We start from the raw sequence: 11,493 nt of genomic DNA on the forward strand, positions 1-11,493 counted from the left end.
GTTTCGTGCGATCTCTAGGATGGTGGTGTCGATTCTCGAATGGCCGTGATCACTGCGTGCGCGCTGTGGAACAGAGGCGATAGGATGTGCCGGCCTTCCCCGAGATCCGCTTCGTTCGCTCCCGCTCCCACGGTGCCGGCAAAAGTCCGCAGGTAGAACCGTACGCGTCCGATGTCGGGGGGCGGCGTCGCGACGACGCCCTCGAGGTGAGCCAGCTGGGTCTCGGCTGTGGAGAGAAGACTTTCGCTGGCAACGCGCACTGCCTCGTGCTCCCCGGCACCGATGACGCCGCCTCCGTTGCTGAAGTAGAGGCTCGTCGAGCCCTCGGCGAGGACCACGAGCGTCGCGATCGCTTCCGGATAGCCGGTCTCCATGAGAACGCCCCAGACGTGGGGCCGGCCCGCGGTCGGAGCCAACCCCAGCTCGGTTGCCTCCACGGTAAGCGCCCGTTGCCTCAGACCCCGAATCGCCTCCGCCGGATCGGGCTTCGCTTTGCGTCGAAACAGGGTCACTCTGGTTCCTCTCGGCCGGGTTCTCGTTTTCCCGCCGCAGGAGCATGCACCCTGACAACCGGCGTGACAAGAGTTCGAACTCCAACTGCCTCAGAAGAGCGCCGGGCGGTATCCAGTAGGCGGAGGGCTTCCACTTGAAGCCAGAGTATGCGTCCGTCACGTTGATAGCACGTATCCCCATACGCCCGAATCGTATCGCCGGGCGCAAGCTGAGCGGCAATCTGTTGCCGCTCCAAGACCCGTTTCCCATCGGGTTCCAGCGCCGGATGCTGCACGAGCCTCAAGGAGAATCCCACCGTGTCGCCTGTTGCTGCCACCGCAGAGATGAAGAGTTCACTGGTGGAAGTCACTTAATGAGGAAGAGGATGGGGTTGGGCCATCTGAGTCGGGCCGTGGACCGCCGTTCGCAGAGCGGTTCGGTGGACGAAGCAGTCGGCATCATGCGGCTCCCAGGGAGGATGCCGGTGGGGCGGCGGAAACATGCGGGGCTTTCTGGGCCGGGTCAAGTGTCCGAGAAGAATCATCCCGCATTCCGTTACAGTGGCGTTCGGGCGCCAGCGCCGGTCGAGCGAAACGCCGGACGCGATGAGCGGCTGAGCCATGGTGTGTTGGGTGCCGAAGGAGGAGGAACGATGAGCCCACGCTGGTCCTACCTGCTGTTTTGTCTCTTGGGGACTGTGCTTCCCTATGCGCAGGCCGGCCCGTGGCTCGCCGCCCACGGGCTCGACCTGCCGCTCTTCTTCCGGGAACTGTTCGCCAACCGCATCGGTGCCTTCTTCGGGATGGACGTCTTCGTCTCCACGGCGGTACTCTGGACGTTCGTCGCGTTGGAAGGCCGCCGCCTAGGCGTGCGGCACCTGTGGGCACCGGTCGCCGCCAGCTTGGCCGTCGGGGTTTCGCTGGGGCTGCCGCTGTTCTTGTACCTTCGCCAAGTGCGACTCGAGCGAGTTACCTGAAATGGCGCTGCATCGACGATCGAAGGAGCTCCGATGTCCCCCCATTCGGTGAACGGCAAGATTTGCTACCTGGAAATCCCTGCGGTCGACATCCGCAAGTCGGCCGACTTCTATGCGCAAGTGTTCGGCTGGCGGATCCGACAGCGCAGTAATGGCTCCACCGCCTTCGATGACACGACCGGCGAAGTGAGTGGGGCGTGGGTCGTAGCCCGCCCGCCCTCAGCGAAGCCGGGTCTGCTCTTCTACATCATGGTGGACAGCGTGGCCGCGGCTGTCGACGCCGTCGTGGCTCACGGCGGTGAGCTGGTGCAGCCGATCGGTGTGGATGCCCCCGAAGTGACCGCGAGATTCAGCGATCCCGCCGGCAACGTGATCGGCCTCTATCAGGAACCTGGCCGTTCGACCCCGTCGAAGACTTGAGCCTCTGCCGGCCCGGGAGAGCTCCTCGGGGCCTGGGGGTGAAACAACAGGGGAAGCGAGTTCTCGAGCGCAGGAGGTTTCCCATGGGTGCAGGCAGGCGCATGGCCGCTCTTGTCATCGCCTTCCTGTGGTTGGGTATCGCGGGACCTGCCACGGCGGAGAAGGCGGAGAAGACCAGCGACGAGGTCGGCCAGGTCGACCAGCAGTGGGCACAGGCTCTGCTCGACAAGAACTTGGAGAAGCTGCGCCACCTCTATGCCGACGATCTCGTCTATATTCACAGCACCGGGAAGATCGAAACCAAGGCGCAGTTCCTCGAGCGTCTCGAAACCGGGAGTCTCCGCTATCACCGTGTGGAGGTGACCGAGCGCAAGGTGCGTGCCTACGGTGATGCTGCGGTGGTCAATGGGATCTTCGACGCGAGTGTGGACTTCGATGGCCAACGGGTCGAGACCCAGGTCGTCTATGTGCACGTCTACGTGCGACAGTCGGGCGGGTGGCGGATGGTCTCGCATCAGACGACGCGCGTGACACCGCCGTGATCCCTGACGCTGACGAACGGCGAGGGACCGGAGGGAAGGCGGGAACGGAAGCGAGCGAAGGTGAGGGATCGGACATGATGGAAGGGCGAGCTGTAGGGCCCACGATGTACGTGCCTCGGATGGATGCAATCCTGAATCGCTGGTTCACGACCTACGAGGAAGCGCGGGCCTCGTTGGCCGCGGAAGGTGGGTACCTGTTTCCCTACGAGTCACAGTTCTTCGTGACCCTTGCCGAGGGAGTGCGCGAGCTGGGACTCGACGCCGAAGATCCCGATTGGGCTCGCATCGGCTGGGACTGGGTGAAGCCGGCGGACACTCAAGCCTGGGAACGTCTGAAGCAGAAACGGGAGCTGGCCCTTTGAACCCTTCTCGCGCAAAGAGCGCATGAACGAGATACTCCTCGGCAAGGGCGAACAGCCTGTCCACCTGCTGGCCCAGTATGCCAACCGGCACGGCCTGGTTGCCGGCGCCACCGGGACGGGCAAGACCGTTTCCCTGTTGGTGCTGGCCGAAGGTCTCTCGCGTCTGGGCGTCCCGGTGTTCATGGCGGACGTGAAGGGCGATGTCGCCGGTCTGGCGATGGCCGGTGCACCGAGCGAGAAGATTCGCCAGCGCGTCGAGCAGATCGGCATGGAGGGCTACGCCCAGGAGCCCAGTCCGGTGGTGTTCTGGGATCTCTACGGCAAGGACGGTCATCCAGTACGGGCGACGGTGAGTGAGATCGGCCCGACCTTGCTCGGCCGGATGCTCGAGCTCAACGACACGCAGGCCGGGGTTCTGGAAATCGTCTTCAAGCTGGCGGACGAGCGCGGCCTGCTACTGCTCGACCTCGATGACCTGCGTGCTCTGCTCACCTTCGCCGCCGAAAACCGCAAGGAGATCGCGACGCAGATCGGCTTGGTGAGCGTGCAATCCGTGGCCGTCATCCAACGGGCCTTGTTGTCCTTGGAACGAGAGGGAGGCGAGGCCTTCTTCGGCGAACCGGCCTTGGAGCTCGGCGACTTGATGCGCACCGATCTGAGCGGCCGCGGCATCATCAGCATCCTGGCTGCCGGTCAGCTGATCCTGAAGCCACGGCTGTATTCGAGCTTCCTACTCTGGTTGCTGTCGGAGCTCTTCGAGAATCTGCCCGAGGTGGGAGACCTCGACAAGCCGAAGCTCGTTTTCGTCTTCGACGAGGCGCACCTGCTGTTCGAGGACGCCTCGCCGGCTTTACTGCAGCGCGTCGAGCAGGTGGTGAGAATCATCCGCTCCAAGGGCGTGGGCGTCTACTTCTGCTCGCAGTTCCCGGACGATGTGCCGAACGAGATCCTCGGCCAGCTCGGGAACCGGATCCAGCACGCTCTGCGTGCCTTTACACCGCGTGACCAGAAGGCGGTGCGCACCGCCGCAGAAACCTTCGTCGCCAACCCCAAGCTGAACGTGGCGGAGACCATCGGCCAGCTCGGCGTCGGCGAGGCCCTGGTGTCCACGCTGCAAGAGCGTGGCGTTCCCATGCCGGTGCAGCGTACCCTCATCTGTCCCCCGCGCTGCCGGCTCGGTGCACTCACGCCAGAGGAGCGCGCCGCAGTGCGCGCCCGCAGTCCGGTGGGGGCGAAGTACGACGCGTCGGTGAACCGCGAGTCGGCCTACGAGATTCTGAGCCGGCGCAGGGAAGCGGCAGAGTCGTCGCCGGCGTCCAGCCCAGGACCGGCGGAGCAACACCCTGCGCAGCGCGGGCAGCTGGGCGAGTTGCTCTGGGGCAGCAAGCGCCGTCAGGGGATGGTGGAGACCATGGCCAAGCAGACCGCACGCACCGTCGGCGGCCAGCTCGGGCGCCAAATCCTCCGGGGCGTGCTGGGAGGCATCCTCGGTGGAACGAGGCGTCGTTGACGCCGAAGGGAAGTTCGTGAAGAAGCCATGGCAAGCGATGTGTCCCTGCGAAAAGTGAACCAGGACGATCTCCCAATCTTCTTCGAGGACCAGATGGACCCGGAGGCCGCCCGCATCGCCCGCTTTCCGTCGCGGGACAAGGATGCTTTCATGGCGCACTGGTCCAAGATCATGATCGACGACACTTGCATCCTGAGAACGATCCTCTTCCACGGACAGGTGGCGGGGAACATCGGGTGCTGGCCGCAGGGCGGAATGACCCTCGTCGGCTACTGGATCAGCAAGAAGTATTGGGGCAAGGGCATCGCCACCGCGGCACTGGGGGAAATCCTCGGCCTCGTCGCGGCGCGCCCTCTGCATGCCTATGTCGCCAAGCAGAACGCCGCATCCATCCGGGTCCTGGAGAAGTGTGGGTTCGAGACCGTAGGGGAAGAAGATCACGATTACATCATGATGCTGGCGGACAACCCAAAAGGCGAGGCAGCAAAAGGGAGGCCATGACCATGCTCATCGGGGCGCATTCGATCATCTACAGCAAGAGCCCGGAGGAAGACCGCGCTTTCCTGCGCGATGTGCTCGACCTGCCGAATGTCGATGTGGGTGACGGCTGGCTGATCTTTGGATTGCCGCCATCGGAAGTGGCCGTGCATCCGTCCGACGAGAACGACGTCCACGAGTTCTATCTGATGTGTGACGACATTGCGGCGTTCGTCGCTTCCATGAAGCAGCACAACATCGCCTGCGGGCCGGTGCAAAGCCTGGGCTGGGGCGTGTTGACGCAGTTGACCCTGCCGGGTGGCGGGAAGCTCGGCGTCTATCAGCCTCGTCATGCGCGGCCGCCAGCGGCAAGGTTCGGGAGGGCGGCAAAACGGCCGGCGAGAAGCGCGAGGAAGAAAGCTTCGCGAAGCAACGGCAAGGCGCAGGGCACGGCAAGGAGGAAGCGTGCGAAGGCGGCGCGAGGGAAGCGGTCGATGACGGTAGGGGGGAAGGCGCCGAAGAAGTCACGACGGACGAAGCCGCAACCTACGAGCAACGACTGAGGCGGGGTCGTCCTATGCTCCGATCTTCTTCCTGGGTACGTGGTCTCATCGCCGGGCTCGCCGGCGGTGTGGCCTGGCTCGGTGGCACTTTCCTTTTCTTCGCTCCCGCCCAAGCGATCCTCGGTGATCCGGCGCGACAAAGCGCCAAGTTGCTTGCCGCTTTCGCCGACGAACCCGGGCCACGCGCCACCCAGGCACCCTGGCTGCTCGCGGTGGGCCTGCTCTCCGTCGGCGTCCTCTGGGGTTGGGTGTATGCGTGGCTTTCGGGCCCGTGGTCGGGGTCCTGGTGGAAGCGCGGTCTGCGTTTCGGCGTGGTCGGCTGGGTGCTGATGGTTCCCTGGTTCGAGTTCTATCTGCCGTGGAACGTGCTGTGGGAACCGGCGGCGCTGGTGGCGCTGGAGTTCGTCTGCTGGGCGCTGGTGCTGTTGGTCGTCGGTCTCGTCATCGCCGGCGTCGAAGCAGCGCTCCGGCCCGAGACCCGTCGCACCATTGCCTGTTAGGTTACCTGAGGTATGGTGTGCGATTCACAATCCTGATGGCGGTGCTGAGCATGCTGCTCTTGGGTTGTAATGAGCAGCAATGCCTCTGCACGTTGAACTTCGTGTCTATCCGGGTTACAGTTCTAAGCCCCAGCGGGACACCTGAAGCGGGAGTAAACGTCCAGACCACTCTCCTGCGTACCGGCGAGAAGTTGGATGTCAACACGGCCGAGAGCGGCGGCGTCTACACGGTATTGGACGATGGCTTCGCTAAGATGTTGGACTTCCGCGGTGATCGGCTGGGGGTGGTGGGTGTCAAGAGTGACTTGAGTTTCACTGCGGAGTTCGTGGCGCGGCCTGACGGGGCCTGCCGCTGTCACATCGAGAAAGTGTCGGGACCGGAGTCCGTAATGCTCGCTCAGCAACCTAACAGCGCGTTGCACGCGCCGGGCGCTGGGAGCGGGCAGCGGTAGAATGGATGGGAGGCGTTCAGCGCCAGCGCGTGAACGCTTACCCGTTAGGCTGCAAAGGAATCGAATCGAGTACTGAACATGGCGGACATCAGCCCGGCAGTCGCCGGGCCGGGACAGGCCAATCAGGAGTCGATCATGCGGCGAATCGTCGATGTCATCACGCGAAGCTCATACGTGCTCGCCGCCGGGTTCTATCTGTTGCTCGGCGTGGCGGTGTTGCTTCTGGGAACAGGCTTGTTGCCGGCTTGGGTGCACGATCGGATCTTCGAGATGGGCCGAAACGACCCCTTCACGATGCACCTGATTCAGGAGTGGGGCACTCTTTGCGTGCTCGTAGGCATCCTGTTCATCTGGTTCGCCCGCCATTACAATCGGAGCACCAAGTTTCATTGGGCAGTGACGTTCTATTTTTTGCTCGACGCGTGGGTGCACTGGTTCAACGCGTATGGACACTTCGAGAACGAACCGCGGGCGATCATCAACGGGATTCCGTTTGTCTTGTTCCTGATCCTGGGACTACTGCGAGGGATGCAGCCTAACACGCAAATGGAGCCGACGCGCGCTGCCGCGTAGGCGCGCGCGGCTCATTTGCAACGATGGCGACGCGACGGCAGCCGAGGAGGTCCATGGGCGAGGGGGCCGAAGCGCTCCTCCGGCGTCTCGAGGCGGCGCGGGGGAGCTATAGCGGCGGCGCTGGAGTGGCGAAGCTGGAGCTGCTACGCGAGCTCGCGCGCCGCCGGCTGCGAACGGCGAAGGCCGTGCTGCGCCTGCACGAGATCCTGTGCTTTCTCCGTGCTTATCCGGACGACGATGCGGTGCTCGGCCAGGTCGAGCGCATGCTCGCAGCGTTCGCGCACCGCGGGGATCTGCGGCGCTTCCGCTCTGTTCTCACCGATACCGGCATCGCGGGGACGCAGATCCACTACCGACTTTTCTGGCCGATGGCGCGCTGGGTCGCAAGACGCTGGCCCGAGCAGCTCCAGCTCGATTGGCGCGAGAATGGTCGGGCCGAGCAAATCCTCGAAGTCTTGCCGCTCCTCATGCCGTACAGTGAGATCGCCGGCTTCGAGGAGCTCGACCTCTCGCCGCGGGATTGGCTCGAGCGCCTCGAGGGGCCGGCGGAAACAGATGCAGCCTTCCTCGTCCGCCGCATCGAGGCGCTGCCGGGGGACGATTTCCAGCGTGAAGCGCTGCACGACCGGCTCGACCTGTGGTACCGCCTCGATCCGAGCTCCGAGACGCCGTCGCGCACGCGCGCGAAATACGGCGCCGCACCGCTGGTGTACCAGACGCAGCCCCTCGACCGCTCGCGTCCGGATTTGCGCCAGGAAGTGCACCGCCGCCCCGTCGCTGTACATGCTTTGAGGCGGCGCGAAGGGCAGCGCCTTCTCGACCTGGCCCGAGAGGCCATGCTCACCCGCTCCCGCGACCTGGATGTCTTCGCCTTCGGCGACCCCGACGACGTGCGTCTCGTCGATTTCGGCCACGGCCTGCAGTTCGTCACCATCGGCTTCCTTCCCGAACGCCGGCCGCTGCTGCATGCCATCTACGGTTTCTTGACCCTGCAGAACGGTGTTCCCATCGGCTATGTCTTGGCGAGCGCTCTTTTCCGTCACGCCGAGGTGGCTTACAACACCTTCGAGACCTATCGCGGCGGCGAGGCGGCGCAGGTCTTCGGGCGCGTTCTTGCCATGACACGGTACCTCTTCGGTTCCGACTCCTTCAGCATCGATCCTTATCAGCTTGGTTACGGCAACAAGGAAGGCCTGGCGTCCGGTGCCTGGTGGTTCTACTACAAGCTCGGCTTCCGGCCCCTCGACCCGGAGGTGCGCCGCGTCCTCCGCGGCGAGCTCGCCGCGATGCAAGCGAATCCCCGGCACCGTTCGAGCATCGCCACACTGAAGAAGCTCGCCGCCGAGCACGTGTTCTTCGTTCCGAGCGGCCGCGGCGCGGGGCGCGCCCAGCAGCGGAGCGGCAGGCGCAGCCTCGCCGCAGGGGGGCCTGGCCTCCTGCCCCTCTGGAACGTGAGTCTCGGTATCACGGAGCACCTGGCGGAGCGGTTCGGTGCCGAGCGCGAGCGTGGCTTGCGCGTCTGCGCCGGCGAGGCCGCCCACACGCTCGGGCTGCGCTCGTTCCGCGGGTTTTCCGCTGGCGAGCGCCAGGCCTGGCAACGCTGGGCGCCGCTGGTCACGGCACTACCGGAGGTCGCGAGGTGGGGGGCCGCCGACAAGCGGGCCCTCGTCCAAGTCATCCGTGCCAAAGGCGGCCGGCGCGACTCGGACTTCGTCCGCCGCTTCGATGCCCATCCGCGCTTGCGGCGGGCCATCCTGCGTCTCGCGGCCCGGGCCGGGGAGGCCTAGTCGCCCCTGTTTGACCTGGGCCACGTCTCAACCCCCTTTGATTGGTCACGGCACGCTGCGAACTTTGGGGTAGGCTTTCCGGAACACTTTGTGCCAGCCGTCCCACACGCGACGTTCCTTCCAGTGCGAGAGCGGTGCCCCTATAAAGGTCGTCAACCTTCCCGAGAGTGGGTTCCCTATCCAGATGACGGGTGCGCGTACGGGAATGTCACAGCCTCTGTAAGGTTCGACCGCCTTGCAGCCTGTCATCACGAAGCACGAGTCGTTCGACCAAGCTGCCAGTGTGATCCAGGCGGTCGTCGAGACGTCATAGAAGATGCGGTTCCCTGTGGCGTTGTCATAGACACTGTAGCCCGTGTCGATGTCGCTTCCGAGTCTCCCTGTTGAGTCGATCTCCATGCCCTGGAAATGATCGAGAACCCAGCGTCCACCTGGGGATGTATGGAGGAGGTCAAATCGCTGCTTCGCCAGCATCTCGGGTGAGTGAAGAAGGTCCGGATACTTCTCTGACTCGCCATATGTCCACATCGAGGTCTCTTGGATGACAATGAAGTCAGCCCAAGTGGTGAGAGAATCGTCATGCGAAAGCTCCAGCATCCACTCCCCGAACAAGCCGTCGGTCAGCAAGTCGCGCATAGCCTCGGGCAGATGCCGCGCGCTCGGGTTCGAGGCCTCGGTGCGATCGGTGACGTGAGCCACGCAAACTGTGTAGGCTTGCCTTGCGACACTTCCGAGAGGTGGCCGCAACCAGTCCGGCATGGGCCAGCTCGGGGCGACGACAATGAGAGATTCAGCGAGCGTCGGCCGAGCATGGTCCTCGAGCACGGTCGCCGTCACGAAACGAAGATCCTTCCCCCACTTCACGGCGAGCACCACGGCCTTGCGATGACTCCAGTAGGTGTTTTCAGGCTGCTGTTGAGCCTGCAGAATGCAGGGCGCCATTAGGAATGTCACCACTACGAGCGCGATTTGGAGAAGATTGCGGCCACCAGAGACTTGGGCAAGTGCGCTTGACCCTACCAACGCAAGCGTCGCGAGGTGGGTTACCAGAGCAAGCCTCAGCGGCCCGTGCTTGTGCTTCATAACGTTATGCAGCTAGCTAACGCCCGGCATTAGCCTTGGCGCGAAGCGCGTCGGTGTCTACCACGCCTCTCGGGACTCAGATGTTGTCCGCCTCCGTGGACTGGCGCCGGCGCGTCTGGGTTCCGGTGGTGCCCCAGCGCCAATTCTGAATCGCTGGCATGTCCTCGCCGTACTTGCAAATGTATTGCTCGTGCTCGATGAGCCGGTCCCGGATGGCCTGCTTGAAGTAGGCGGCGCGGGGACCGAGGCCGGGAACGCGATCGATCACGTCCTGCGCCAGGTGGAAGCGATCCAATTCGTTGCACACCGCCATGTCGAAGGGCGTGGTCGTCGTGCCTTCCTCTTTGTAACCGCGGACGTGCAGGTTCTTGTGGTTCGTGCGCCTGTAGGTGAGCCGGTGGATGAGCCATGGGTAGCCATGGAAGGCGAAGATGATCGGCTTGTCCTTGGTGAAGAGAACGTCGAAGTCCGGGTGGGAAAGACCGTGAGGGTGTTCTTCCGCGGTCTGCAAAGTCATCAAGTCCACCACGTTGATCACGCGCACCTTGAGCTCCGGCAGGTGCCGGCGCATGAGGTCGACGGCGGCCAGTGTTTCCAGCGTCGGCACGTCACCGCAGCAAGCCATGACGACATCGGGCTCGCCGCTCTGGTCGTTGCTCGCCCAATCCCAGATGCCCACTCCGGCGGTGCAGTGCTTCACCGCCTGGTCCATGTTCAGCCACTGTGGGGCCGGTTGCTTGCCGGCAACGACCACGTTGACGTAGTTGCGGCTGCGCAGGCAGTGGTCGGTGACGCTGAGTAGGCAGTTGGCGTCGGGGGGCAAGTAAACTCGTACTACCTCTGCCTTCTTGTTCATCACGTGATCGATGAAACCCGGATCTTGATGACTGAAGCCGTTGTGGTCCTGCCGCCAGACGTGGCTCGACAGCAGATAGTTGAGCGAAGCGATGGGGCGCCGCCAGGGGATGTGGTTGCACACCTTCAACCACTTGGCGTGTTGATTGAACATGGAGTCGACGATGTGGATGAAGGCCTCGTAGCAGGAGAAGAAGCCGTGGCGTCCAGTGAGCAGGTATCCTTCCAGCCAACCTTGGCACTGGTGCTCCGAGAGCATCTCCATGACGCGGCCGTCGGGAGCGAGGGCGTCGTCGTCGGGGAGGATCTCGGCGTTCCAGGCGCGCTTCGTCACCTGCAGCACGTCTTGCCAGCGATTGGAGTTGTTCTCGTCCGGGCTGAAGAGGCGGAAGTTGCGCGCTTCCATGTTGATCTTCATGACGTCGCGCAGGTATTGCCCCATGACCCGCGTCGCTTCGGCGCTTGTGGCACCGGGCTGGGAGACCTCCACGGCATAGCGGCGGAAGTCGGGGAGACGGAGATCCCGTAGGAGCAGACCGCCGTTGGCGTGCGGGTTCGCGCCCATGCGACGCTGGCCTTGCGGCGCCAGCGCCGCCACCTCGGTGCGCAGCCGTCCGCTGGCGTCGAAGAGCTCCTCGGGCCGGTAGCTGCGTAGCCACTTTTCGAGCAGCTTCACGTGAGCGGGATTCTCGTGCATCTCGCCCATCGGCACCTGATGCGATCTCCAGGAGCCCTCGGTGGTCTTGCCGTCGATGGCCTTCGGACACGTCCAGCCCTTGGGTGTCCGCAAAATGATCATCGGCCAGCGCGGTCGAGAAGGCCGGTTGCCGTTCCGCGCCGCCCGGCGCAGGTGCGCGATCTCTTCGGCGATGCTGTCGAGCGTGGCCGCCATTTTCTGGTG

13 protein-coding genes are annotated in these 11,493 nt (G+C 64.1%); 10 read left to right on the forward strand and 3 right to left on the reverse strand.

Going from position 1 to position 11,493, the window contains the following annotated elements; all coding sequences use genetic code 11:
- Window positions 1-14: 14 nt before the first annotated feature.
- Window positions 15-416 (reverse strand): hypothetical protein, encoded by a 402-nt coding sequence (locus tag VFE28_11665; protein ID HZM16650.1) that lies wholly within the window; start codon window positions 414-416, stop codon window positions 15-17.
- 728 nt (window positions 417-1,144) lie between these two features.
- Here VFE28_11665 and VFE28_11670 point away from each other — a divergent pair.
- From VFE28_11670 to VFE28_11715, 10 genes are all read left to right on the forward strand, one after another.
- On the forward strand, window positions 1,145-1,468 hold the full coding sequence (locus VFE28_11670; GenBank protein HZM16651.1) for a DUF2834 domain-containing protein: 324 nt from the start codon (window positions 1,145-1,147) through the stop codon (window positions 1,466-1,468).
- A 33-nt stretch (window positions 1,469-1,501) separates the two neighbouring features.
- On the forward strand, window positions 1,502-1,888 hold the full coding sequence (locus VFE28_11675; GenBank protein HZM16652.1) for a VOC family protein: 387 nt from the start codon (window positions 1,502-1,504) through the stop codon (window positions 1,886-1,888).
- An 83-nt stretch (window positions 1,889-1,971) separates the two neighbouring features.
- Window positions 1,972-2,430, forward strand: a complete 459-nt coding sequence (locus VFE28_11680; protein ID HZM16653.1) for a nuclear transport factor 2 family protein — start codon at window positions 1,972-1,974, stop codon at window positions 2,428-2,430.
- 119 nt (window positions 2,431-2,549) lie between these two features.
- Complete coding sequence (locus VFE28_11685; GenBank protein ID HZM16654.1) at window positions 2,550-2,792, forward strand: hypothetical protein; 243 nt, start codon at window positions 2,550-2,552, stop codon at window positions 2,790-2,792.
- A 22-nt stretch (window positions 2,793-2,814) separates the two neighbouring features.
- A complete protein-coding gene (locus VFE28_11690; protein ID HZM16655.1) occupies window positions 2,815-4,302 on the forward strand; it encodes a helicase HerA-like domain-containing protein in 1,488 nt (495 codons plus the stop codon).
- 27 nt (window positions 4,303-4,329) lie between these two features.
- Window positions 4,330-4,803 carry a GNAT family N-acetyltransferase gene (locus VFE28_11695; GenBank protein HZM16656.1) on the forward strand — a complete coding sequence of 158 codons (474 nt, stop codon included), beginning with the start codon at window positions 4,330-4,332 and terminating at the stop codon, window positions 4,801-4,803.
- Entirely contained in the window at window positions 4,800-5,342 is a 543-nt protein-coding gene (locus VFE28_11700; protein HZM16657.1) for a hypothetical protein, read from the forward strand. The genes VFE28_11695 and VFE28_11700 overlap by 4 nt, the downstream gene beginning before the upstream one ends.
- Window positions 5,343-5,356: 14 nt before the next feature.
- Window positions 5,357-5,842, forward strand: a complete 486-nt coding sequence (locus VFE28_11705) for a hypothetical protein (protein HZM16658.1) — start codon at window positions 5,357-5,359, stop codon at window positions 5,840-5,842.
- 530 nt (window positions 5,843-6,372) lie between these two features.
- Complete coding sequence (locus VFE28_11710) at window positions 6,373-6,867, forward strand: hypothetical protein (GenBank protein ID HZM16659.1); 495 nt, start codon at window positions 6,373-6,375, stop codon at window positions 6,865-6,867.
- A gap of 53 nt (window positions 6,868-6,920) precedes the next feature.
- On the forward strand, window positions 6,921-8,654 hold the full coding sequence (locus VFE28_11715) for a hypothetical protein (GenBank protein HZM16660.1): 1,734 nt from the start codon (window positions 6,921-6,923) through the stop codon (window positions 8,652-8,654).
- A gap of 45 nt (window positions 8,655-8,699) precedes the next feature.
- On the opposite strand, the gene VFE28_11720 is transcribed toward VFE28_11715, so the two are convergent.
- Window positions 8,700-9,737, reverse strand: a complete 1,038-nt coding sequence (locus VFE28_11720) for a hypothetical protein (protein ID HZM16661.1) — start codon at window positions 9,735-9,737, stop codon at window positions 8,700-8,702.
- 76 nt (window positions 9,738-9,813) lie between these two features.
- The coding region (locus VFE28_11725; protein HZM16662.1) for a phosphoketolase family protein at window positions 9,814-11,493 on the reverse strand (1,680 nt) is incomplete at its 5' end.

This window comes from Candidatus Krumholzibacteriia bacterium (assembly GCA_035649275.1).
Taxonomy (GTDB): domain Bacteria; phylum Krumholzibacteriota; class Krumholzibacteriia.

What these genes read in the sequence shown, in the direction of transcription:
- VFE28_11715 (HZM16660.1), top strand. Translation starts at nt 6,921, where the DNA reads ATGGGCGAGGGGGCCGAAGCGCTCCTCCGGCGTCTCGAGGCGGCGCGG.
- VFE28_11680 (HZM16653.1), top strand. Translation starts at nt 1,972, where the DNA reads ATGGGTGCAGGCAGGCGCATGGCCGCTCTTGTCATCGCCTTCCTGTGG.
- VFE28_11690 (HZM16655.1), top strand. Translation starts at nt 2,815, where the DNA reads ATGAACGAGATACTCCTCGGCAAGGGCGAACAGCCTGTCCACCTGCTG.
- VFE28_11705 (HZM16658.1), top strand. Translation starts at nt 5,357, where the DNA reads ATGCTCCGATCTTCTTCCTGGGTACGTGGTCTCATCGCCGGGCTCGCC.
- VFE28_11670 (HZM16651.1), top strand. Translation starts at nt 1,145, where the DNA reads ATGAGCCCACGCTGGTCCTACCTGCTGTTTTGTCTCTTGGGGACTGTG.
- VFE28_11685 (HZM16654.1), top strand. Translation starts at nt 2,550, where the DNA reads ATGGATGCAATCCTGAATCGCTGGTTCACGACCTACGAGGAAGCGCGG.
- VFE28_11720 (HZM16661.1), bottom strand. Translation starts at nt 9,737, where the DNA reads ATGAAGCACAAGCACGGGCCGCTGAGGCTTGCTCTGGTAACCCACCTC.
- VFE28_11675 (HZM16652.1), top strand. Translation starts at nt 1,502, where the DNA reads ATGTCCCCCCATTCGGTGAACGGCAAGATTTGCTACCTGGAAATCCCT.
- VFE28_11700 (HZM16657.1), top strand. Translation starts at nt 4,800, where the DNA reads ATGACCATGCTCATCGGGGCGCATTCGATCATCTACAGCAAGAGCCCG.
- VFE28_11710 (HZM16659.1), top strand. Translation starts at nt 6,373, where the DNA reads ATGGCGGACATCAGCCCGGCAGTCGCCGGGCCGGGACAGGCCAATCAG.
- VFE28_11695 (HZM16656.1), top strand. Translation starts at nt 4,330, where the DNA reads ATGGCAAGCGATGTGTCCCTGCGAAAAGTGAACCAGGACGATCTCCCA.